Origin of the sequence: Clostridium beijerinckii (assembly GCA_003129525.1) — a bacterium.
GTDB classification, from domain to species: Bacteria; Bacillota; Clostridia; order Clostridiales; family Clostridiaceae; genus Clostridium; species Clostridium beijerinckii_D.
The window spans coordinates 1,710,245-1,736,058 of the sequence record CP029329.1; the positions used below are offsets into that span (position 1 = coordinate 1,710,245).

A 25,814-nucleotide genomic window follows, 5' to 3' on the forward strand; every position below is an offset into this window, starting at 1 on the left:
CCACCTTATAATGTATTTATAAATTTATCAAAAGCAACAAAGCCAGTTTCATCTCTCTTGAAAACTCCAGCATGACATAATACTTCTAGGAATTTAAGTCCAACTTCTTCTTGTAATATTTCATAAGCATTTTTCTCAGAAATATTTGAGTGTTTTTCTAAAAGATATTTATACCAATCAGAATGTTTTTCTACTGTTTCATCATTTGAAACATCAGGAGTCTTGTTAATTAAATATTCTTTTAAAGTATTTAATTCTTCTTTTAATCTTGCAGGAAGTACCGCAAGTCCCATAACTTCAATAAGTCCTATGTTCTCTTTCTTTATATGATGAACTTCATCATGAGGGTGGAAAATACCAAGAGGATGCTCATTGCTAGTTCTGTTATTTCGGAGTACTAAATCTAGCTCATATTTACCATTTCTCTTTCTTGCAATAGGAGTTATAGTATTATGTGGTTCATCACCTGTATGACTTAGTATATTTACTGATTCATCAGAATAATTTCTCCAAGAGGTCAATACATGATCTGCTAAATCTAGTAATGTATCTTTATCATTACCTGAAAGTCTAACAACAGACATAGGCCATTTAACTCTGCCTATTTCCACATTTTCATAGCCAGATACAGTATATATTTTCTCTATAGGAGACTCTGCCATAGCAAAGGTATAATGACCACCTTGATAATGATCATGAGAAAGTATAGAGCCCCCAACTATAGGTAAATCTGCATTAGATCCAGCAAAGTAATGAGGTAATATATTTGTAAATATTAGTAGATTTCTAAAAGTATCCTTGTTTATTTTCATAGGTATATGTTGGTCATTGAAGATTATGCAATGCTCATTATAGTAAGTATAAGGAGAGTATTGCAAAAAATACTTTTGCCCTTGAGTAAAATCTAAAGGTATAATTCTATGAGTTTGTCTAGCAGGATGATTTATATGTCCATAAAATCCTTCATTTTCTTTGCATAACAAACATTTGGGATATGAACTTGATTTAACTAATTTAGCTTTTGCTATATCTCTTGGATCTTTTTCTGGTTTTGATAAATTTATTGTTATATCTAAATCACCATATTCTGTAGCGGACTTCCAAACTATATTGTTATTAATTCTATCTTTTCTTATATAATTAGATGCTATGCTCAAATTATAATAATACTGTGTTGCCTTTTCTTTAGAGGCCGTATATAATTCGTTGAATTTGTTTATAACCTCTGAAGGTCTAGGCATTACACAATTCATTATTAAAGTATCCAATAAATCTCTTTCAGTCACAGTGTTTTCTATCAAGTTTTGCTCTGTGGCATAATCTAATATGTTTTCTAATATGGGGGTTGGAGTTTCTAATGTTTCATTAACTTCTGTAGTATTAAATTCATTTAAGTTAAGTACTCCAAGAATCATATTAGTAGAATATATTTTATCTTCTTCGCTTATAAGGTTTTGTTGCATAGCAAAATTTATAAGTCTGTTTATTTCATAATTTATCATTTAAAGTCCCCCTTATTTACGGTCTCCATAGCCATCTGGATGATTTTTATGCCATCCCCAAGCAGTGCTGATTACATCTTTTACATCAGTATATTTAGGCTCCCAACCTAATATTTTTTTAGCTTTCTCATTTGAAGCAATTAATTTTGCAGGATCTCCAGCACGTCTTTCGCCAATGACAACTTTAATGTCTTCATTAGTAGCTTGTTTTGCAGAATCAATGATTTCTTTAACACTAAAGCCAACACCATTACCAAGGTTGAAAATATTACTCTCATTACCTTTTTGTAAATAGTCAACTGCTTTTATATGTGCATCTGCTAAATCAAGCACATGAATATAATCTCTAATACATGTACCGTCTGGCGTTTCATAATCTTCACCAAAAACAGTTATAGCATCTCTCTTCTTTAATGGAACTTGAAGAATTAATGGTATTAAGTGACTTTCAGGAAAATGATCTTCACCTATGCTTCCATCAAGAAGAGCACCACATGCATTAAAGTATCTTAAAGAAACATAAGTTATTCCATAAGCTTTGCTAACCCATTTCATCATTTTTTCCATAGTTAATTTTGTTTCTCCATAAGTATTAGTTGGATTTGTTTCATCATCCTCAAGGATAGGAATTTTTTTAGGTTCCCCATATACTGCAGCAGTTGAAGAGAAAACTATATTTTTAATGTCATGCTTTACCATGCTTTCAAGTAAAACTTGCATTCCATATACATTATTATTGAAATATAATAGAGGTTTTTCCATGCTCTCTCCAACTAAGGAATTGGCAGCAAAATGTATTATAGCTTCAATGTTATTTTCAGAAAAGACTTTATCTAAGAATTCAGCATCTCTTATATCACCTTTATAAAATTTTGCCTTAGAATTTATAGCCTTCATATGGCCTGTTTGTAAATTATCAACTATTATAACATCCTTATTTTGATTTACAAGTTCATGTACTGTATGTGAACCGATGTATCCGGCACCACCGCAAACTAAAATTGACATATTAACATCTCCCTTAATTCAGTTAACAATTTACAGTTAACAGTTAACAATTTAGGAACAAATCACTACGTGATTTGAATTTAAGATAAATTCATTGTTAACTGTTATTTATACATTGTTAATTATTATTGTAATATATATTCTTATTAGATAAGTATAGCTCAAAAATCAATATTTTAACAGAAAACCTCTGGTTTTCATCAATAACTGTTAATTGTTAACTGTTAACTGATTCGTCTTGTTCCATCAGAAATACTAACTACGTAGAAATCTGGTTCATAACCTATTTTTTCTTTATATTTAACTGCGATAGTTTCTTTGAAATTATCTATACATTCATCTTTTACAATACTAACAGTGCATCCACCAAAGCCTGCTCCAGTCATACGTGCACCAACTACACCTTCAGTTCCCCAAGCTAATTCAACTAAAGTATCTAATTCTATTCCAGTAACTTCGTAATCATCTCTTAAAGAAACGTGAGATGCATTCATAAGTTGACCAAATAATTCTAAATTATTTTCTTCTAATGCTTTTACAGCCTTTAAAGTTCTTTGGTTTTCATATACAGCATGTTTAGCTCTTTTTATTTTGATTGGGTCGCCGATACAATCTTTTACTTCTTCAAATTCTTCTTCAGTAAGTTCACCTAAAGCTATGATATTTTTAACTGTTTGTATTTTAGCTAATGCATCTTCACATTCACTACGTCTTTCATTATATTTAGAGTCAGCTAAACCTCTTTTTTTATTTGTGTTTGCAATTACTATTTTATGACCAGCAAGATTTAATTTGCTGTAAGAGTATTTTAAAGTATTACAATCTAAAAGTATTGCACAACCTTCTTTACCCATTCCAATAGCAAATTGATCCATTATTCCACAGTTTACACCTATGAATTTATTTTCAGCCTCTTGGCACATTTTAACTATATCAACCATATCAATATTTAGGTCGAAGGATTCATTTAATATAGTACCCATTAAAACTTCAAGTGAAGCAGAAGATGATAATCCAGACCCGTTAGGAATGTTACCATAGAAAATTATTTCAAAACCACTTGGAATATTATAACCATGATTTTCAAAAGTTTTAATTACACCCTTAGGATAATTAGCCCAATTATGTTCCTTTTCGTTAACCATATTATCTAAAGAAAATTCTATAATTCCTAAATCTTTAAAATTTAAAGAATGAACCAAAACCTTCTTATCATCTCTTTTAGCAACTACAGCATAAGTACCAATAGTTAGTGCACAAGGAAAAACATTACCACCATTATAATCAGTATGTTCCCCAATTAAATTAACTCTACCTGGTGAAAAGAAAACATTTTCAGAATCCTTTTGAAATAGTTCCTTAAAATCATTTTTCAATACATTAATATTATCCATAATTAACGCCTCCCTTTTATTTTATAGTAAGCGATTTCTATAAAAAAGTAAAGAGATAATTAAAAATAATTTTAATTATACATACCTAAGTAAAAACTACACTTAGACGACGGATTTACAGAAAGAAGAGGGGATATATTTGTTGCAGTTACTGAAAATATTGATGTAATGCTCCAAAAAGTCACGTCATGGCTTATTTGAAATTTGGTATACCATATGCAAGGTATAAGAATAACTTAGAATTTGGATTCACATAGTTTTACAAGGAAAAATATAAGATATTATAGAAAAGGCTTACTGTATTTGCAGAGAGTAATAAATTATAATTATTTTACACGAAAATCAGAAATGAAATAATTTTATAAATTTGAAGATTTTAATCTTTTTAAATATTCTAGAAAAGGTTAACTTTAATAGGTAGCTTAAAAATTAAGCTACCTATTGGTATCCTCATTATTTTTTTGAATGAGAGTGTCTAGATGAATTATTAGTCATAGGATTCATGCTATTTGTAGAATTCATATTGTTCATGGACATACCGTTTTGGTTTCCCATTAACATGCTTAAAAGTGAACCGATATTATCCATATTAGGATTATTACCATTCATATTATTGAAAGGAACGTTATTAACATTACCCCTATTGTTATTATTACTATTCATATTCATATTATTAAATGGAGTACTGTTATTATTACCCATATTTCCCATAAGCATATTCATTAAAGGATTTCCATTCATAGAATTCATGCCACCGCCCATGACTCCCATAAGCATATTTAATAAAGGATTACCAGCCATCATATTCATATTAGGATTCATTCCACTCATTTGCCCTGAATTATTTCCTCTATTTTGATTAGGCATCATAGGATTCATCATGTTATTTCCCATACCGCCTCCAATTCCAGAAAAAATAGAAGAAAGGATCATGTTTAATAAAGGATTCATATTACCACCTTTTTTATTAATTACTTTAATATAATCTATTGCAGTTAAGGGAAAAACGATACAAAAACTAAAAATAAGTATTTCAGATTTAATAAATTATTTGAATAATCAAACGAAAAATAAATAAAAGTAGAATATAACTTTAAATAGCTGAGAAAGATAATCTTAGTTCTTTTTTTCTTCCTAGGTGTAAAAATACATAAAATAATTAAGACACTAATAATTTTATCTGTTTTACCATAGAAGAAAATAAAAAGAAAATATAATTTTAAAGATTTAGGAGTAAAGTATGAGAATTGGAGAAGTTGAAGTAGCAATAATTGATGTAATAACATTCATAGGAATTATAATTACTTTTTTAACGGGAGTATTTAACTTATTTCAAAATAAAAAAAGTCTTTATATAAATAATATTACAAAGTTTAGAGTAATATGGATTACTACATTAAGGGGACATATTGCCAATTTGAAAGAATTGAGTAACATAACTAATTTGTATATTATAACTAAGGATGGAACTAACAAAATAGCTTATAGAAGGGAACTGGAGAAAAATGTATCATTAATAAGAATGTATCTTGATTTTACATCTAAGTTTGATATTCAATTAATATCTAAAATAGAGGAATTAAAAGCAATAATTAATAGTTATTTATTAATATATTATTGTAGAAATACTATTGAATCTGTTGATAATGATGATGAACTTGTGACCAAATTTAATGAAGCTGTGGATATAATAAGTGAGAAAAAAGTATTGGTGGCGCTCTTAAATATAGCAATAAATAATAAAAAAATTCAAAAGATAGCTGAAACAAAAGATGTAAAGTTATTAGATTTAAGAAATAATGTTAAAGTAGCTTATAAGGATGATTTATTGTTAATAAAAGAAATACTTAAGCAAAGTTATTATATAATAAATGATTTAGAAAATGACATTGAAAGATTAAATAAGGATATAGATCATATTGTACAAATATATTTAAAAGCAGAATGGATCAGATGTAAAATAGAAACTAGAATGTGGCCCTTTAGTAGATATAATGAAGAAAAGGTAATAAATAAATTACAAAAAGAATATAAGGAAAATTGAAAAAAATATGCAGGTTCTAAATTATAGATATGTATCTATAAATAAACCTGCATTTATTTTTTATATGTATATTAGATATTTAAAAATAAAATTATAGTAAATTTCTATTGTGCAGAGAACTTTTGTCTAGCCTGATCTATTTTAGTTTGTTCAGCTTGTTGTGCTGGATACCAGCCCTTTGCACTCATTTTGCTATAAATTTCATTTTGCATCTTTAAGGAATCACATAATGCTTTATCAAATGCAGAATGAACATTTGGAGTAGCAGATTCTATGGTTCCGTGTAAATATAAATCAGAGGCACCTTTTACTGTTAATAGAATATCTTCAAGTAGATCTTTATCATTCATATCTTACTTCTCCTTATAATTTATAATAATTGATAAAATTGTCCAAATGTTTGTTGGTGGGCATTAACTAATTGATTAACATAAGATTTAAGTTCAGCGTCTTGAATTTGATTTGCATAATCTGTACATTTTGTTTTCATATGTTTTTCATGACTTAAGGCATCTTCAATATATGACAATTCTTTTGGACTCATGATTTTCACCTCCTATATAAATAATTATATGAATGTATTTAACAAATTTATTATGTGATATATATTTTTTTTTTATACCAGATAATTGATGATGAAATTATGATTAAATTTAATTAAATTGTGGATAAAATTAAAGAAAGTAATTATAAAAGTACCTTAAACATTGCAAAATGTTTAAGGTACTTTTATGAAACTTATGATATTCACCAATTTAAAATGTAAATTGATCAAAATTAGCATCTAATTCATTTGATAATGTATTAACTTTTTGGGCTGTATTTGCCACTTCAGAACTTGCTGCACTTAGCTCTTCAGATGATGAATAAATTTCTTGGGTAGTTGCTGAGATTTGTTCAGATACAGAGGAAATATTAGAAATATTACTTACTAAGGAGTCTTTTTCATTATCTAATTTAACAAAGTCTTTTGCAATTGAATACATATTAGGTATCATTTCCTCTACCTTTAAAGAAATTTCTTTAAAGGTAGCTATTGTATTATTTACAACTTCAGTCTGATTCTTTACATCATCATTTATGCTATTTGTACTAGTTACTATTCCATTGGTATTTTTTATAACATTAGATACAATAGTATAAATCTTTTGAGCAGAATTTTTACTCATTTCAGCCAGTTTTCGGACTTCATCAGCAACAACAGAAAAACCACGCCCAGCTTCTCCAGCTCTTGCAGCTTCAATAGCAGCATTTAAAGCTAAGAGATTAGTTTGCTCTGCTATATTATTTATTATATTAGTCATTTCATTAACTTCTTTAATATCAGCTGACATTATACTTAATGAAGAGGTGAAATCATCAAAATTGTGATTAAGTGAATTTATTGAAAATATTAATGACTCAAGTTCAGAATTACCTTTTTTAGCACTATCTCCAATGTTAGAAGATGTAATAGTAACATTGCTTATTTTTTCAGTCAGTGCAGAAATTTTGTCGCCAAATTCATTTAAACTGCTAGTGCTGTCTATTAAATTATCTGTTTGACTTTGTGCACCTTGAGAAATATCACTAATTGATTGGGAAATGCCTTCAATTAATGAAGATAATTCTTGAGATATAGATGAAAGTCCCATAGATTCATTGTTAAGATTGTAAGAATTTAATTTAATTATATCAATGCTTCCATTTAGAGAATTTTGAATTGCAACTAAGGAATTACACATAATTCCAATTTCAGAAGAATCCTTTAGAACGTTATTATCTATTTTGGTAGTAAAATCTCCTTTAGCAAACTCTTTCATTATACTTGCAACGTATAAAATCTTTTTGGAGATTTTTGATATGGCAAATATTAATACTACAGATATTAATATTAGACTTAGAGCACCTGTTATAATATTTGCAGATTTTAAGCTCACAAGTGATTTTAGTAAGTCACTTTTATCAACTGTAACTATAACACACCATCCAGTATTCGGAACTAAAGCATAAGATAAGGTTTGAAGTTTATTATCAGAAACAACTTCAGTAGATCCACTTTTTCCTTGACTGATTTGGCTAATTAAATCATAATCACTTGAACCATCAGTATTTTTTAATATTTGATCGATATTTGAACCACCCTTAACATAATCATTATTAGAATGTCCAATAATTTTACTACTAGAATTTACTACAAATGCTTTCCCAGTATCTAAAAATGATATTTTTTTGCTTAAGTTGGAGATATCATCTCCATATCTAAAGGCAACTAAAACTCCAAGTGTTTTATTCATGTCTTTTATAGGTGAAGATATTGCTATTAAGGAATCTTTACTAAAATTACTTTGAAAAGGCTCTGAAATGTAAGAGTGTCCAGAAAGTGCAACATTAAAATAATCATATGAGCGAATATTTACCTTAGTTCCATTTAGAAGAGTTAAAGTTCCATCAGGATTTGCTATACCCATATCAGAATATTGTTGAAATTTCTTTTCTTCTAATAATATATTTAATTTATCTTGTATAGGTGTTTCGGAATTAATAACAATTGGATTATGTGCTAAACTTTCAATGGATTTTATTTTTTCAGACATTACATCACTTATATCTTGTGCTGCAACACTACTAATTTGGTTTAACAAATCCCTACTATTAGAATAAAGTGCTCTTTCTCCTAAGGAATATGTACAAAATATAAGAGTAGTTAAAGTCAAAATTACAATAGGAAGTACTATTAGCAGAACTCTGAAGCTAATAGAGTTCTTATTAACTTTATAAACACTTTTATTAGACGGTGTAGATTTTCTATTATATTTAAGTAAATCTAAATGTAATAGAAAAGAAGGTTTTTTTAATTTGAATTCTTTAAAGCAATTTTTGCTACGAATAGAATTGATGTGAATTTTTTTTAAAATGTTCATTAGTATAAGTCCCCTTTTTATAAATAAATATTTAATCAAAAATAGTATGAGTTTTACAATTAACATTGTTTTTAATTATATTATTCCTTAATTAGTAATAATTAAATTAATATCAATGTATTACCATATAAGAATTATAATAATTTAAAATTCATAAAAAGTACAGAAATTTTAACAAACGATTAGAATTTTACACTGAATATTAAGAATGTAATAAAGTTATTTTTTTATCCGTTAAAATATTATAATTTAGCATAAAAAACTGATAAAAGGTATTATATGAATTATAAGAAAAAAATAAAAAGAATTTAGAGAAATTAAAGTTTTTAAGTGTAAATTTTGAAATAATATAAGGGTTATTTTGATTATGTAATATAAATATTGATACGGAAAAATTATAGTGATATTATTTTAATAGTAATGTGTATATTAATTAAATATATAAAATTAAATTAATATACACATATATAGGGGGCCATAAATATGGAAGAAAAAGTGGAAAGAGAAAAAGCATGGGAGTTACTTTGCAAATATAATAAAACTGATGCACTTAGAAAACATGGGTTAGCAGTAGAAGGAGCAATGAGACACTTTGCAACACTTTATCATGAAGACCAAGATATATGGGGTGTAATAGGACTTCTTCATGATATTGATTATGAAATGTATCCAGAAGAGCATTGCTTTAAATGTCAAGAAATAATGAAAGAAGAGAATTTACCAAAGAGTTATATAAGAGCGGTTGCATGCCATGGATATGGAATAGTTAATGATATAAAGCCTGAAAGTAACATAGAAAAAGTGCTTTATACAATTGATGAGCTTACAGGACTTATAGGTGCGACAGCATTAATGAGACCATCTAAAAGTGTTATGGATGTAGAAGTTAAATCTGTAAAAAAGAAATTTAAATCAAAAGGTTTTGCAGCAGGGGTTGATAGAAATATAATTTTAAATGGATGCACCATGATAGATATGGAATTAGATAAGGTTATAGAAAATACAATTTTAGGAATGAGAAGTGTCGCAGAAATAATTGGATTATAAATTTAGGCTCTGACAATAAAAAGATCACATTGGAAAGGGAGATTTAAAATGATTAAAAATATAATATTTGATCTTGGTAATGTACTATTAGATTTTAATCCTGAAGTGTACGTTAAATCAAAAATTACCGAAGAAAAAGTAGAAGAAATATATAAGTGCATTTTTCAAAGTGATGAATGGCCAATGCTTGATAGAGGAACGATTAGTGAAGAACAAGCTAAAACAAATATAATTAATAGAAATATTGAAAATCAAGAATTAATAAATTTAGTTTTTGAAAATTGGTATGATATTTTAATTCCTATAGAAAGCAGTGTAGAGGTGTTAAAAAAATTAAAACAAAATGGATATAGTGTATATTACTTATCTAATTTTCATTTAGCTGCTTTTGAGCATGTAACTAAAAAACATGATTTTTTTAGAACTTTTGATGGTGGAGTTGTTTCATATAAGGAAAAACTTCTTAAGCCTGAAAAGGAAATTTATGAGAAAATTATAGATAAATATGATCTTGAACCAAGTCAAACGGTATTTGTTGATGATATGAAAGAAAATGTGAAAGCTGCTATAAGAGCAGGTTTAAAAGTAATTCTTTTGAAGAATCCAAAGGATTTGAAAATAGAATTAGAAAAATTAAATGTTAACATTTAACATCAATATTAATCGGATAATAAAAGTGTTAAAATGATAAAAGAGGCATAATTAATATATATATATATATATTAATGCGAAAAATTAATAATAATTATAAGAACTTAGTTAAAGTTAGGGGATGTATTAATGAGTGATTTAAGTGATTTAAAGGAATTAACGGAAGCTAAAGCAGCAAAAGAAAAGCAAGACTTAAAAGATAAGATAATTGAAAGATTAAGCTCGATTAAAAGAGATGGAATAGATGAATTGATAAAATATCTTATGGATAGAACAGATTATTTTACAGCACCAGCATCTACAAAGTTTCATTCAAACTTTGATGGAGGATTAGCATTTCATTCAGATAATGTTGTTGAATTATTAACTCAGAAGAATAAACAATATAAGCTTGGATTAAGTAATGATACAATATATTTAACAGGATATTTGCATGATCTTTGTAAATGTAATCTTTATGAAAAAACAATGCGATTAAAAAAAGATGAATTGACAGGAAAATGGATAGGATATGCTTCTTATGAATTTGATGAGAAAATTCCTTTAGGGCATGGAGAAAAGAGTGTAATTTTACTACAACAATTTGTTAAATTAACATTAGAAGAATGTTTAATGATAAGATGGCATATGGGGGCTTATGTACCTAAAGATGAGTATAGAGATTATAATAAAGCCATAGAAATGCATAAATCAGTTCTAGCATTCACAAATTCTGATGCAGAAGCATCACATTTCTTAGAAGAAGTAAGAGAACCAGAACTGTATACAATAGAAGAATATAATCAATATGTAAAAGATAAGGCTATGAAAAAAATGAATTAATTATATTTATAAGAAATAGGAAGTATTTTAAAATAAAATGGAGCATAAGCGACTTGAAATCAATTTTTAAATGTATATGAGAAATATTGCGATAAATAGTAGCAATTTTAAAGATAATATAGTAAAATGTCAATGTTGTATGATAAAAATGTTTCAAGTAAAAGCATATTAAATAAATTTACTATCATAAGTACTTGTTATTTTTTTTGAATCTGCGTAAACTAAAAGTTAAACATTTGTAAGATTATAAAACTTGAAATAATAAGCTTTTAATTAATAAATTTTTCGAATAAATTCTATTACAAATAGAATTTAAATTGAATCAGAAAGGTTGTGATGTTAGGGTTGGACAACAAGCTGAAATTATACGGCTTTAACAACCTCACAAAAACACTTAGCTTTAACATCTATGATGTATGCTATGCAAAAAGTGAGCGCGAGCAAAAGGACTACATTGCTTACATAGATGAGCAATACAATTCAGAAAGACTTACTAGGATTTTGTGTGATGTAACAGAAAGTATTGGTGCACATGTACTTAATATTTCAAAACAAGATTATGACCCTCAAGGAGCAAGTGTAACTATTTTAATATCAGAAGAAACTTTAGCAGTTAAGGAAATAGATGCATCTTGTAATAAAGGTGAAATTGACATTTTGAAGACAAGAGAAACTGTTGTAGGACACTTAGATAAGAGTCATGTAACTGTGCATACTTATCCAGAATATCATCCAGATAACTCAATTGCTACTTTTCGTGTGGATATTGATGTAGCCACTTGCGGAGAAGTTTCGCCTTTAAATGCATTAAACTACCTTATAGGAAGTTTTGACTCAGATATTATAACTATAGATTATCGTGTCAGAGGCTTTACTCGAGATGTTGATGGTAAGAAATTATTTATAGATCACAAAATTGCATCAATACAAGATTATATTGATGAAGGTACTTTAAAGAGATATGATGCTATGGATATAAATGTATATCAATCAAATATATTCCATACTAAAATGTTAATAAAAGAAATTGAACTTCAAAATTATCTTTTTAATAGGGATGTTTATGAAATTAAGCCAAAAGAAAGACTTGATATTGAAAGCAACCTACGCAAAGAGATGATTGAGATTTTTAGTGGAACTAATATATATTAATGGGGGGATGAGTTAAGAATGAAAAATAAAGAATCCCACTCAAAAGCACCTATTTATGAGGCTCTAATTGAATATAAAAAGGCTAGAGTGGTTCCTTTTGATGTTCCAGGTCATAAGCAAGGCCGTGGAAATGCTATGCTTAGAGAATTTCTTGGTGAACAATGTCTTTCAGTAGATGTGAATTCAATGAAGCCACTGGATAACCTTTGTCACCCAGTATCAGTTATAAAAGAAGCAGAAGAACTTGCAGCAGATGCATTTGGTTCTAAATATGCATTTTTAATGGTAAATGGAACAAGTTCATCAGTTCAAGCTATGGTTATGAGTGTTTGCAAAAAGGGAGAAAAGATTATAATGCCACGTAATGTCCATAGAAGTGCAATTAATGCATTAGTAATTAGTGGTGCAGTTCCAATTTATATAAATCCAGGGGTTAATAAAAAACTTGGTATACCACTTGGAATGTCAGTTGAAGATGTTAAAAAAGCAATTAAAGAAAATCCAGATGCTAAAGCTGTGCTTGTAAACAATCCGACTTACTATGGCATTTGTTCAAATCTAAAAGAAATTACGAGTCTTGCTCATGAACATGGAATGTATGTTTTAGTAGATGAAGCACATGGAACACATTTTTATTTTGGAGAGAACATGCCAGTATCAGCTATAGAAGCAGGAGCAGATATGGCAGCAGTTAGTATGCACAAAACAGGTGGATCATTAACTCAAAGTTCTTTCTTATTATTAAACTGTGATTTGCATGTTGGATATGTTCGTCAAATAATTAATTTAACACAAACAACAAGTGGCTCTTATCTTTTAATGTCATCACTTGATCTCGCAAGAAGAGATCTTGTGTTGCATGGCGAGGAAATATTTAAAAAGGTAACGCAAATTGCAGAATATGCAAGAAATGAAATAAATAAAATAGGTGGATACTATGCTTTTTCAAAGGAATTAATAGATGGAGATACAGTTTATGACTTTGATGTAACAAAGTTATCTATATTTACAAGAGAAATAGGACTTGCGGGAATTGAAGTATATGATCTTTTGAGGGATGAGTATGGAATACAAATTGAATTTGGTGATATTGGAAATATTCTTGCAATCATCTCTGTGGGGGATCGTAATCTAGCAATTGAAAGATTAATATCTTCTTTATCAGAAATTAAGAGATTACATTCAAAAGATAAAACAGGAATGTTTGATCATGAGTATATAAATCCAGAAGTTGTACTTACTCCTCAAGAGGCATTTTACTCTTCAAAGATTTCTGTACCTATGAATGATAGTGATGAAAAGATATGTGCTGAATTTGTAATGTGTTATCCACCAGGAATACCAATTCTTGCTCCAGGAGAAAGAATTACTAAGGAAATTTTAGATTATATAGATTATGCAAAAGAAAAGGGCTGTTTTTTAACTGGGACAGAAGATGTTAAAATTGAGAATATTAATATAGTTGATTCAATTAACAATTAACAAAGAACAATTAACAATTAAGGAAGAAACCCTTACAGGATTGTAACATTAATTGTTAATTATTAACTGTAAATTGTTAATTGGGAAAGGTGGGTTATTATGGAGTTGTGGTATACAGAACAACATACAGAAAATGTCAGGTTTTCAATTAAGGTTGAAAAACAATTACATAGTGAGCAAACAGAGTTTCAAAGAATAGATGTTATGGAAGCAAAGGAATTCGGAAGGTTTTTTACCTTAGATGGATTAATGATGATAACAGAAAAAGATGAATTTATTTATCACGATATGATAGTACATGTACCAATGGCAACAAATCCTAATATTAAAAAAGTTTTAGTTATTGGTGCTGGAGACGGTGGAACTATAAGAGAGCTAACAAGATACAGTACTATTGAAGAAATTGATATGGTTGAAATAGATGAAAGAGTTGTTGACGTATGTAAAGAATATTTTCCAATAACAGCATGTAAACTTGATGATAAAAGAATAAAAATATTTTTTGAAGATGGTTTAAAATTTGTTAGAGGCAAAGAAAATAAATATGACTTAATAATAGTAGATTCAACAGATCCGTTTGGACCAGGAGAAGGATTATTTACAAAAGAATTTTATGGAAATTGCTATATAGCATTGAAGGAAGATGGAATGTTAGTAAATCAACATGAAAGTCCATATTATGAGTATCATGCTAAGGCAATGAAAGATGCACATCAAAAAATAGTAAATTACTTCCCAATTAATAAAGTATATCAAGCACATATTCCAACTTATCCATCAGGACATTGGCTATTTGGATTTGCTTCGAAAAAATATGACCCTATTAAAGATTTGAACGCAGATGCTTGGAATAAATTAGGCATAAAAACAAAATACTATAATACAGATCTTCATGTGGGAAGTTTTGCATTACCTAATTATGTGAAAGACATGTTAGAAGGTATTACTGAATAAAGTAAAACTTCTCAAAATAATGTATGAAAAATAAGGCATTTTTGAGATGCCTTATTATGTTAGAATTTTATTTTAAAGTATATATTATTAATTAAGATATATATTTATACATAATTTGAATGAATTGGAGGAATTATATAATGGGAAAAGCTTTAATTATTGGTGCTGGCGGTGTTGCTAGTGTTGCTATTCATAAATGTTGTCAAAACTCAGAGGTATTTGAAGAAATTTGTATTGCTAGCAGAACTTTATCAAAATGTGATGCTATAAAAGCTTCATTAGAAGGAAAAACTAAAACTATAATACATACAGCGAAGGTAGATGCTGACAATGTGGAAGAGTTAGTAACTCTTATTAATAAATTTAAACCAGAAGTTGTTCTAAACCTTGCTCTTCCTTATCAAGATTTAACAATCATGGATGCTTGCTTAGAAACAAAAGTTCATTATGTTGATACAGCTAACTATGAACCACTTGATACAGCTAAATTTGAATATAAATGGCAATGGGAATATAAAGAAAAATTCGAAAAAGCAGGGATTACAGCATTACTTGGTAGTGGGTTTGATCCAGGAGTTACAGGTGTATTTAGCGCTTATGCTCAAAAACATTATTTTGACGAGATTAACTATATTGATATTTTAGATGCTAATGCTGGAGATCATGGATATCATTTTGCAACTAATTTTAATCCGGAAATTAATATTCGTGAAATTACAGCTAATGGTAGCTATTGGGAAGAAGGGAAATGGATAGAAACAGAACCTCTTGAATTAAAAGAAGTTTATGATTTCCCAGAAATAGGACCAAAGGATATGTATTTATTACATCATGAAGAATTAGAATCTTTAGCTCTTAACATTAAAGGTATCAAGAGAATTAGATTTTGGATGACATTCTCACAAAAGTATATAACACACTTAAATGTACTTGAAAATGTTGGTATGACTTCTATTGAACCAATTGAATATGAAGGAAAACAAATAGTTCCATTACAATTTTTAAAAGCAATTTTACCAGATCCAGCATCACTTGGACCAAGAACAAAGGGTAAAACGAATATAGGATGTATTTTCCAAGGTAAAAAAGATGGAAAAGATAAGACTTATTATGTATACAATGTATGTGATCATGAAGAATGTTACAAAGAGGTTGGATCACAAGCAATTTCATATACAACAGGAGTTCCAGCTATGATAGGTGCAAGTCTTGTAATGAAAGGTATATGGAATAAAGCTGGAGTAAATAACATTGAAGAATTTGATCCAGATCCATTTATGGAAGAATTAAATAAATGGGGATTACCATGGAAAGAAGATTTCTCTCCAACTTTAGTTAAATAGTATATTACAATGCAATTAAGAATGATGAGGGAATATGTTTTCTTCATCATTCTTAATATTAAGGATAAATTTAATTATAGTTATCTATATTGGAAATCGTACTTATACGTAGAACTTTAATTATCAATGATTAACGATTGAAAATTGATTATTGAGCATTTACAATTAGTACTTTAAAATTATCGAATTAATTAATGTATAAGCACAACTTATAATGTGGTTATCTATATAGTTAAGAGTGGAGGTTGATAACAACTATGAAAGATATAGATTTAAATAAATTACCATCGCCATGTTATTTGGTTGATGAAAGACTTCTTAAAAAGAATTTAGAAACTTTAGATTATGTTCAAAGGAAAACAGGGGCGAATATCATTCTTGCAACAAAAGCATTTTCAATGTTTTCAACTTTTCCTTTAATAGGAAAGTATTTAAATGGGGTTACATCAAGTTCCTTACATGAAGCTAGACTTGGATATGAAGAAATGGGCAAAGAAGTACATATTTATGCTCCAGCATATAGAGAAGATGAATTTGATGAAATTATAAAATACTCTGATCATATAGTGTTTAATTCATTTAGCCAATGGAAAAAATTTAAAAATAAAGTTAAAAATGTTCAAGGGAAAAAAATTGAGTGTGCTATTCGCATTAATCCTGAATATTCTGAAATAGAAACAGACATATATAATCCATGTTTTGAAAATTCAAGAATGGGGGTTACTTTAGATAATTTCGAAGAAGATGAGCTTGAGGGAATAGATGGATTACACTTCCATACTATGTGTGAACAAAATTCCGATACTCTTGAACGTACAATAAAAGTGGTAGATGAAAAATTCGGAAAATACATAAAAAAGATGAAGTGGATTAATTTTGGTGGTGGACATCATATTACTAGACCAGATTATGATTTAGAAACTCTAATCAAATCTATTAATTTCATAAAAGATAAGTATGGAGTGAAGGTATATCTTGAACCAGGTGAAGCTATTGCTTTAAATACAGGTTTTCTTGTATCAACAGTTCTAGATACAATGAAAAATGGAATTGATATAGCAATACTAGATACTTCAGCAGAATGCCATATGCCAGATGTACTTGCAATGCCATATAGACCTAATATTATAGGATCAGGAAAGCCTAATGAACTTGAGTTTACTTATAGACTCGGCGGACCAACTTGTCTTGCTGGTGATATAATAGGAGATTATTCTTTTAAAGAACCATTAAAACCAGGGGACAAATTAGTATTTTGTGATATGGCTATTTATTCAATGGTTAAAAACAATACTTTTAACGGTGTAAATCTTCCTGCTATTGTAAAGTATAGTGAAGAAAAAGGTATTGAAGTAATAAAACAATTTGGATATGAAGATTTTAAAGGTAGGTTATCTTAAAATCTAGAACAAAATGAGGATTTTTGCTTGAATCATTTTATAAAAAGGAGAGATCACTGATGAATAGAAATATCGAAACTTTTATAGGTTGTGATAATGAATACGAAGAATCTAAAATAGTTATTTTTGGAGCCCCTTTTGATTCGACAACTTCTTTTAGACCAGGAACAAGATTTGCAAGTAAAGCTATGAGAAGTGAATCTTTTGGAGTAGAGACATACAGCACATATCAAGATAAGGATTTAGAAGACATATCTATCTTTGATGGAGGAGATTTAGAACTTCCTTTTGGAAATCCTAGTAGAGCTTTAAATCAAATTGAAGAATTTACAGAAGAAATAGTTAATGATAATAAAATTCCTTGCATGATAGGGGGAGAACATTTAGTTACATTAGGTGCAGTTAGAGCTGTAGCTAAAAAATATCCAGACCTACATGTGATTCATTTTGATGCACATGCTGATTTAAGAGATGATTATTTAGGCGAAAAATTATCACATGCTTCAGTTATTCATAGGGTATGGGATATTATTGGAGATAATAAAATATTTCAATTTGGAATAAGATCTGGAGATAGACAAGAAATTTATTGGGGAAAAGATCATGTATTTACCCAAAAGTTTAATTTTGTAGGACTTGAAGAAGTTATTGAGAAATTAAAAGGGAAGCCAATATATTTTACAATAGATTTAGATGTTTTAGATCCATCAGTATTCCCAGGGACAGGAACACCAGAAGCTGGAGGGGTAACTTTCATGGAGTTATTAGGTGCAATTTTAAAGGTTTCAAAATTAAATGTTGTTGGAATGGACGTAAATGAATTATCACCAATATATGATCAAAGCGGAAGTTCAACAGCATTAGCTTGCAAAGTTTTAAGAGAATTATTACTTAGCATATATTAATAAAGCATATAAATAAGGTGAATTTTCAACTAAAATAATATTAAAAGTATTTCATTTAAAGTTCCTAAGAAGCAAACGGAAGAAACAAAGAAAGTTGTTAATTTAGTAAAAAAGTTATTTATATATAAATAGAAAATGAATTGTGTATATTAATATACACGATTCATTTTTTTATTTGTTATTCATGAGTGCCATAAAGAGAATCAATTCTCAGTTAATATAAAGAGAAGAATGTCTAATTCTTTAGAAAATTAACATACTGTTACCTAATTGATGTAAATTATTTCTTGCAACTTATATATGTCAAAATTAAATTTCGAATATAAAATTTTTACATAAGAAACATACATAATACCATATGATTTGCTAGTATATCAGATTATAATGAATACATACAATAAAATACATTGAAAAATAATAAGTTAGTAACTAGTTTATTTTGTGTCATATCCCTAGGGCTAATCTAAAAATAAGATATTCACGTCAAAACAATAGCATTATTGAAATCATTTACATAATGTTACTATTTATGTTAATATTTTCTTAAGCGGGATATAAATATAGCTCAACATCGAAATAGAATAAACGGAGGAATTGACATGGCAATTATTTATGAAAAAGATATAAAAACATTTCATCTTAGAACAAAAAAAACAAGTTATATATTAAAGGTATTAAAAAGTAATCATTTATCTCATTTATATTGGGGGAAAAAGATAAACACTAATAATTTAGATTATCTTATAGAAGAAAATTTATGGGGAAGTTTTCTTACTAATACGGATAATGTAGGAACATTTCAGTTAGAAGCAACTATGCAAGAATATCCGGTCTATGGGCATACAGATTTACGTTCACCAGCTATTGAACTTCAGTTTGAAGATGGTAGTACAACAACGGACTTAAGGTACAGTGGATACAAAATCTATAAAGGAAAACATTTTCTTAAGGGATTACCATCAACATATGTTGAAAATGACGAAGAAGCAGAAACTTTAGAAATATATTTAAAGGATGACTTAAAGAATATAAAAGTGATTTTAACATATAATGTGTTTAAGGATTTTGATGCAATAACAAAATCAGTTAAGATAATAAATGAAAGTAAAGAAGAAGTAAATATATTAAGAGCTTTAAGCGCCAATGTAGATTTTAAGGAGGATGACTTTGATTTTATACACTTATCTGGTGCATGGGCAAGAGAAAGACATATTGTTAGAACAAATCTTAGATCTGGTATGCAGTCAATAGAAAGTAGAAGAGGGGCAAGTAGCCATGCTCAAAATCCTTTTATGACACTCGCAAGAAAGGGATCAAATGAACAAAATGGAGATGTGTATGGATTTAGTTTAGTTTATAGTGGAAACTTTTTAGCTGGTGTTGAAGTTGATATGTATAGTAAATCCAGAGCTCAAATTGGAATAAATCCATTTGATTTCAAGTGGTTATTAGAAAAAGGAGAGGAATTCCAAACTCCAGAGGCAGTGCTTGTATATTCTCCAGACGGGTTAACAGGTATGTCTCATATATACAATAATTTATATGGAAAACGTTTATGTAGGGGAAAATATAGAGATAAAGTAAGACCAATACTTATAAATAATTGGGAAGCTACTTATTTTGAGTTCAATGAAACTAATATAAAAGAAATTGCAAAGGAAGCAAGTAACTTAGGAATAGAACTGTTTGTTCTTGATGATGGATGGTTTGGCAAGAGAGATGATGATACTACGTCCCTTGGAGATTGGTTTGTTAATGAAAAAAAAATAAAAGGTGGACTTGGAAAACTATCTAAAGAAATAAATAATCTAGGATTACAATTTGGTCTTTGGTTTGAACCAGAAATGGTATCTCCAAGTAGTAAATTATATAAAAAACATCCAGATTGGTGCATACACGTACCAGGAAGAATCAGATCAACAGCAAGAGAGCAACTTATATTAGATTTATCAAGAGAAGAAGTATGTGATTATATAATAAAATCGGTAAGTGATGTTTTAGAAAATGCTTCAATATCATATGTAAAATGGGATATGAATAGAAATATGAGTGAAATAGGTTCACTTGGATTGCCAATAAAAAGACAAAGAGAAACAGCACATAGGTATATGTTAGGTCTATATAGAATTCTTGAGGAAATAACAACAAGATTCCCAGAAATTTTATTTGAAAGTTGCTCTGGTGGTGGAGGAAGATTTGATCCGGGAATGCTTTACTACATGCCACAAACATGGACAAGTGATGACACAGATGCAATAGAAAGATTAAAAATCCAATTTGGAACATCTTTAGTTTATCCAAGTGCATCTATGGGATGCCATGTATCAGCAGTACCAAATCACCAAGTGGGTAGAATTACTCCTATTGAGATAAGAGGAATAGTTGCCATGGCAGGGAATTTTGGTTATGAGCTTGATATTACAAAATTAACTGAAGAGGAAAAAGACGCAATAAAATATCAAATTAAATTATATAAAGAAATAAGAGAAACAGTTCAATGTGGAGATACTTTTAGGTTATTAAGTCCATTTGAAAGTAATGAAGTTGCATGGATGAATATTTCTAAGGATAGATGTGAAATTGTTGTTAGCTACATTAAACAATATGCAGAACCTAATAAATGGAATAAACCACTAAAGTTAATAGGATTAGAAGAAGAAGCTAAGTATAAAATAACTAATCAAGATATAATATTTGGTGGGGATGAATTAATGAATATTGGATTAATGATACCTGAACTTAAAGGTGATTATGCATCTAAACAATGGGTGTTAAGAAAATATACACCTTTAAAATAAGCGCGAAGCGCAACCAAAGGATGTTAGCTTTATAAAAGAATGATTTAGTGTGGAATTGATTACTCCTCTGACGTTAGGAAGAGGATTTTCATATAAGTGCCTGTGTTACGAATGCTAGCTATCAGATAAAAATAATCAACAGATGAAAGGAAGATATTATTATGAATGAAGTATTACAAAACATTTTAACAAGAAGGAGTGTAAGAAAATTTAAGAAGGAACAAATAAAGGATGATGAACTAAACATGATATTGGAAGCAGGTATATATGCGCCAAGTGGTATGAATAAACAAAGTTGGCAATTTACTGTTATTCAAAACAAAGAAAAAATAGCATTACTTGCAAAAGTGGTTAGAGAATCCTTAGGAAGAGATGTTGGATATAATTTTTATGAACCTCCAACTCTAATTATGTTATCGAATGAAAAGGATAATACCAATGGGTTAGCAGATTGTTCTTGTGCACTGGAAAATATATTTTTAATGGCAAATTCGTTAGGGATAGGTTCATGTTGGATTAATCAATTAAAAACTATTTGTAATGAAAAAGAAGTACGAGAAGTATTAACAAGCTTTGACATACCGGAAAATCATATTGTTTGGGGAATGGCATCGATTGGATATGCGGATAGTGTGTCAAAATCACATAGGAAAAAAGAAGGAGTTATTAAATTTATAAAATAAGTGAGAAAAAATTAATAAACAATATATAAATAAGCAAATAACCTAAACAAAAGGATTTTGCTTATTTTTCGTTTGAAAAGCTAAAATGTTCTTATGAATTAGTATAAAATTTAAAAAAATATACAAAACTATTGACTATATGATAATACAAGAATATACTTATAGTATAGTAAACAGATAAGAATTATGCGAAAAAGATAAGGAGTGGTTAAAATGTCAAGAATATATAGGAATCTAGCAGATCTAGTGGGGAAAACACCATTGTTAGAAGTATCAAATTATAGTAAGGGCAAAGATTTAAAAGGTACTATATTAGCTAAACTAGAATACTTCAATCCAGCAGGAAGTGTTAAGGATAGAATTGCAAAAGCTATGATTGAAGATGGTGAAAATAAAGGATTATTGAAATCAGGATCAGTTATAATTGAACCAACTAGCGGGAATACAGGAATCGGAATTGCATCTGTAGGAACTGCAAAAGGATATAAAGTTATAATTGTTATGCCAGAAACAATGAGTGTAGAAAGACGTAGTCTTATAAAAGCTTATGGAGCTGAAATAGTTTTAACAGAAGGCGCTAAAGGAATGAAGGGAGCAATAGCTAAGGCAGATGAATTAGCAGCTGAAACTCCAAATTCATTTATACCAGCACAATTTAAGAATCCGGCTAATCCAGAAATACACAAAAGCACAACTGGACCTGAAATATGGGAAGATACAGATGGAAAAGTTGATATTTTTGTTGCAGGTGTTGGTACAGGTGGAACAATCACAGGGGTTGGAGAATATTTAAAATCTAAAAATCCAAACGTTAAGATAGTTGCAGTAGAACCAGCTGCTTCACCAGTATTATCAGAAGGTAAGCCTGGTCCACATAAAATACAAGGAATTGGTGCAGGGTTTATTCCAGACGTGTTAGATACAAAAATATATGATGAAATTATAAAAATCGAAAATGAAGATGCATTTGCTACAGCTAGAGAATTATCTAAATCAGAAGGATTACTTGTTGGTATTTCATCAGGAGCTGCAACATTTGCAGCAACTGAACTTGCTAAACGTCCAGAAAATGCAGGAAAGACAATTGTAGTATTATTACCTGATACAGGAGAACGTTATTTATCAACTGGATTATTTGAAGATAAGTAAAATTCTACTTATAAATGTACATTGTGCATTAAAGTATTATTAAGTAAAATTAATTAAGAACAAAACTTTATAAGCAATATTAAATTAAGGCAAAGAAACTCAAAAAATGAGATTCTTTGCCTTTTGTTTATAATAAAAGAAAAAATTCTGATCAAAATACTTAATTAGAGAGTTTTTACAACAAGTTAAATAGATATAAGATAATATGGTATAAACAGTAGTATCTATAGCATTTGCAGTAAGTTTAAGTTTTTACATTAATACAAACATTCTTATATTTCTTAATACCCATGTGTGATGGAAACTTATGAAAATTTAAGTATAAATTAAGATAAATTTAATATTTAAAGTGGTATTTACTAATAAAAAATATGTATAATAAGAGTGTGATATAAAGTTAATTATTAACATGTATTGTATTTTTATCATAAGAAGATAAGCATTATAAGGGGGAATAAAAATGAAAATGAAAAAAACTTTAGTACTAATTATGACAGCGGCTTTAACAATTGGAACAATGGCTGGATGTAGTCAAACAACGATCAATTATTCAAAGGAAATTTCTAATACAGCAAAATGGGAGACAACAACGTCTGATACAACTGGAATAATTAGTATTGATGGTCAAGGAATAAAGGAAGAAGTAACATTTACTGCTACTGGATATACAGCAAATGATAAATCATATGTGGATATGAAATTCAATAATACATCAGGCGAAATTAAAATCCCAGAACTTAAAGCATATTCAGATGGAACTACAAGTTATATTAATAAGAGCTTTTATGAAGGATTATTCGCTTTAAATGGACAAGCTCAATCAACAGGGTTAGCTAGTATTAAAGAAGAATATATAGCAATTGATGATACAACAGCTACAGGAATGGATATAAATAAAATAAAAGCATTAAGTAACCAATCAAATTCAATGGTGGAGCTTGGGAAAATAATATTTGGAGAGAATAGTGATCTTGATTTACCTTTTATTCAAAATGGAAGAGAATACACAATTAATCTTGATGCAGATAGAGCAGTAAATTTATCTGCTAAAGCTATAAAAGTTGCAGGTAACAATGTAGATAATATTAATAACACCTTTAAATTAGGATTAACTACTGATGATATCACACAAATTAAGACAGCAGTTAACGATGCAAGTTTTGATGCAGGCTTAAATGATGTTAAGACAGCATTAGCTGGTTCAACTATTACTTCAAAAGATGTATTTACAGATACTAATTATACTTCAGAAGTTAATATGAATTTACAAGTTAAAGATTTTGGGAAGATTTCAATTTCAGTGAAAGGAACAAACACTAAGAGTGAAGTTAAAGAAGTAACTCTTCCAGCTAGCAAGATTAAACTTACAGCAGAAGAATTTGCTAAGATATCAGCACCAACAAATACAACTATACCAGCAACTACCAATGTAATAGCCAAATAATATAAGATAAAAAATTATAGTTAGAATAAAGTCTACATCAAAATGATTTTTAAAATTGTTTTGATGTAGACTTTTTATTTTAAAACATATTTTAAAATATAAGTCATTTTATGTATGAACATATTGTTTTGAACAATGAAAGATGATAATATAATATTGTTCATAAAATGAACTTAGTTAATATATCTTTTATTAGATATAAATGGGTAATGAGAATTCAGGATTAAAAAAATAATTTATATCATTAAATAAATTCAGCTGGACATAAAACTCCAATTGAAAAGTTTCACTTTATAAATAGAAAGGAGTTCTGATAATCAATGAAAAAAATAAAAACAGCTGTAATTTTAGCTGCTGGTATGGGATTAAGATTACAAGATATAACTAATGACATGTTGCCAAAGGGTCTTATGAAGATAAATGGTAAGAGCTTAGTAGAAAGATCTATTGAAAAATTAAGAAGCTTAGGAATTGAAAAAATTTATATAGTCACAGGTCATTTAAATGAATTTTATGATAAACTCGCAAAAGAAAATAATTATATAGAAACAAGAAAAAATAGAAAATATAGAGCTACAGGGAGTATGACTTCTCTATCAATACTAGAAAATGAATTAAAGGAAGATTTTTTATTACTTGAAAGTGATCTTATATATGAAGTTTATGGATTAATTAAGGTTATTAATTATGAAAAAGATGATTGCATTTTGCTAAGTGGAAAGACAAATTCAGGTGATGAATGTTATGTGGAAGTTAAGGAGGACAACTTATATAAGATTTCTAAAAATATACAAGAGATAGAACGAGTATATGGGGAATTGGTTGGAATTTCAAAAATATCAATTGAACTATATAGAGAGATGTTAAAACAATATAAAGATTTTAATAATAAAATAAATGATTATAAAAATGAAGATAATTTTTTTGAAAGTGAAAATAAAAAATCAAAGAAATATGATTATGAAAATGCAATATTTGATGTTGCAAAAAAAAGAAAAGTTGGATATTTAAAAATAGAAAATTTAGTATGGGGAGAAATTGATGATAAAAGTCATCTTGAGAGAATAAAAACAATTGTACTTCCTAAGTTAGAGAAAAATACAGAAGAGAAAATAATTTAATATTTAGAAGAA

General features: G+C 28.5%; 21 protein-coding genes. 15 read left to right on the top strand and 6 right to left on the bottom strand.

What is annotated here, in order from left to right; all coding sequences use genetic code 11:
• Positions 1-5 precede the first annotated feature (5 nt).
• The 4 genes from galT to DIC82_07495 all read right to left on the bottom strand — a co-directional run bounded on the left by galT (position 6) and on the right by DIC82_07495 (position 4,855).
• Complete coding sequence (gene galT / locus DIC82_07480; GenBank protein AWK50866.1) at positions 6-1,502, bottom strand: UDP-glucose--hexose-1-phosphate uridylyltransferase; 1,497 nt, start codon at positions 1,500-1,502, stop codon at positions 6-8.
• 12 nt (positions 1,503-1,514) lie between these two features.
• The gene (gene galE, locus DIC82_07485; GenBank protein ID AWK50867.1) at positions 1,515-2,510 is read right to left on the bottom strand and encodes a UDP-glucose 4-epimerase GalE; all 996 of its coding nucleotides are present in this window, start codon (positions 2,508-2,510) and stop codon (positions 1,515-1,517) included.
• A gap of 224 nt (positions 2,511-2,734) precedes the next feature.
• Positions 2,735-3,904 carry a galactokinase gene (locus DIC82_07490; protein AWK50868.1) on the bottom strand — a complete coding sequence of 390 codons (1,170 nt, stop codon included), beginning with the start codon at positions 3,902-3,904 and terminating at the stop codon, positions 2,735-2,737.
• A 453-nt stretch (positions 3,905-4,357) separates the two neighbouring features.
• A complete protein-coding gene (locus DIC82_07495) occupies positions 4,358-4,855 on the bottom strand; it encodes an RNA-binding protein (protein ID AWK50869.1) in 498 nt (165 codons plus the stop codon).
• Positions 4,856-5,144: 289 nt separating this feature from the next.
• Here DIC82_07495 and DIC82_07500 point away from each other — a divergent pair, with 289 nt between their 5' ends.
• The gene (locus DIC82_07500) at positions 5,145-5,948 is read left to right on the top strand and encodes a hypothetical protein (protein ID AWK50870.1); all 804 of its coding nucleotides are present in this window, start codon (positions 5,145-5,147) and stop codon (positions 5,946-5,948) included.
• A 104-nt stretch (positions 5,949-6,052) separates the two neighbouring features.
• Here the strand turns inward: DIC82_07500 and DIC82_07505 are convergent, their stop codons facing one another.
• Both DIC82_07505 and DIC82_07510 read right to left on the bottom strand, forming a co-directional pair.
• Entirely contained in the window at positions 6,053-6,298 is a 246-nt protein-coding gene (locus DIC82_07505) for a spore coat protein (protein AWK50871.1), read from the bottom strand.
• A 405-nt stretch (positions 6,299-6,703) separates the two neighbouring features.
• Complete coding sequence (locus DIC82_07510; GenBank protein AWK50872.1) at positions 6,704-8,851, bottom strand: methyl-accepting chemotaxis protein; 2,148 nt, start codon at positions 8,849-8,851, stop codon at positions 6,704-6,706.
• A 483-nt stretch (positions 8,852-9,334) separates the two neighbouring features.
• On the opposite strand from DIC82_07510, the gene DIC82_07515 reads away from it, so the two are divergent.
• The 14 genes from DIC82_07515 to DIC82_07580 all read left to right on the top strand — a co-directional run bounded on the left by DIC82_07515 (position 9,335) and on the right by DIC82_07580 (position 25,802).
• Positions 9,335-9,898, top strand: a complete 564-nt coding sequence (locus DIC82_07515) for a hydrolase (protein ID AWK50873.1) — start codon at positions 9,335-9,337, stop codon at positions 9,896-9,898.
• A gap of 48 nt (positions 9,899-9,946) precedes the next feature.
• The gene (locus DIC82_07520; protein ID AWK50874.1) at positions 9,947-10,549 is read left to right on the top strand and encodes an HAD family phosphatase; all 603 of its coding nucleotides are present in this window, start codon (positions 9,947-9,949) and stop codon (positions 10,547-10,549) included.
• A gap of 129 nt (positions 10,550-10,678) precedes the next feature.
• Positions 10,679-11,371, top strand: a complete 693-nt coding sequence (locus tag DIC82_07525; protein AWK50875.1) for a hypothetical protein — start codon at positions 10,679-10,681, stop codon at positions 11,369-11,371.
• 336 nt (positions 11,372-11,707) lie between these two features.
• Positions 11,708-12,523, top strand: a complete 816-nt coding sequence (locus DIC82_07530) for an adenosylmethionine decarboxylase (GenBank protein AWK50876.1) — start codon at positions 11,708-11,710, stop codon at positions 12,521-12,523.
• Positions 12,524-12,541: 18 nt separating this feature from the next.
• Entirely contained in the window at positions 12,542-14,005 is a 1,464-nt protein-coding gene (locus DIC82_07535) for an arginine decarboxylase (GenBank protein ID AWK50877.1), read from the top strand.
• A 99-nt stretch (positions 14,006-14,104) separates the two neighbouring features.
• Positions 14,105-14,959 carry a spermidine synthase gene (locus DIC82_07540; GenBank protein AWK50878.1) on the top strand — a complete coding sequence of 285 codons (855 nt, stop codon included), beginning with the start codon at positions 14,105-14,107 and terminating at the stop codon, positions 14,957-14,959.
• Positions 14,960-15,099: 140 nt separating this feature from the next.
• Positions 15,100-16,302 (top strand): saccharopine dehydrogenase, encoded by a 1,203-nt coding sequence (locus tag DIC82_07545; protein ID AWK50879.1) that lies wholly within the window; start codon positions 15,100-15,102, stop codon positions 16,300-16,302.
• A 257-nt stretch (positions 16,303-16,559) separates the two neighbouring features.
• Entirely contained in the window at positions 16,560-17,702 is a 1,143-nt protein-coding gene (gene nspC, locus DIC82_07550; GenBank protein AWK50880.1) for a carboxynorspermidine decarboxylase, read from the top strand.
• Positions 17,703-17,761: 59 nt separating this feature from the next.
• Positions 17,762-18,607: an agmatinase gene (speB, locus tag DIC82_07555; protein ID AWK50881.1), complete on the top strand. Its 846-nt coding sequence runs from the start codon at positions 17,762-17,764 to the stop codon at positions 18,605-18,607.
• 599 nt (positions 18,608-19,206) lie between these two features.
• The gene (locus tag DIC82_07560) at positions 19,207-21,405 is read left to right on the top strand and encodes an alpha-galactosidase (GenBank protein AWK50882.1); all 2,199 of its coding nucleotides are present in this window, start codon (positions 19,207-19,209) and stop codon (positions 21,403-21,405) included.
• Between the two features lie 161 nt (positions 21,406-21,566).
• Positions 21,567-22,088 carry an NAD(P)H nitroreductase gene (locus DIC82_07565; protein ID AWK50883.1) on the top strand — a complete coding sequence of 174 codons (522 nt, stop codon included), beginning with the start codon at positions 21,567-21,569 and terminating at the stop codon, positions 22,086-22,088.
• 213 nt (positions 22,089-22,301) lie between these two features.
• Positions 22,302-23,237 (top strand): cysteine synthase A, encoded by a 936-nt coding sequence (gene cysK / locus DIC82_07570; protein ID AWK50884.1) that lies wholly within the window; start codon positions 22,302-22,304, stop codon positions 23,235-23,237.
• A gap of 460 nt (positions 23,238-23,697) precedes the next feature.
• Complete coding sequence (locus DIC82_07575) at positions 23,698-24,681, top strand: hypothetical protein (GenBank protein AWK50885.1); 984 nt, start codon at positions 23,698-23,700, stop codon at positions 24,679-24,681.
• Positions 24,682-25,001: 320 nt separating this feature from the next.
• On the top strand, positions 25,002-25,802 hold the full coding sequence (locus DIC82_07580) for a nucleotidyl transferase (GenBank protein ID AWK50886.1): 801 nt from the start codon (positions 25,002-25,004) through the stop codon (positions 25,800-25,802).
• The last annotated feature ends 12 nt before the right edge of the window (positions 25,803-25,814 follow it).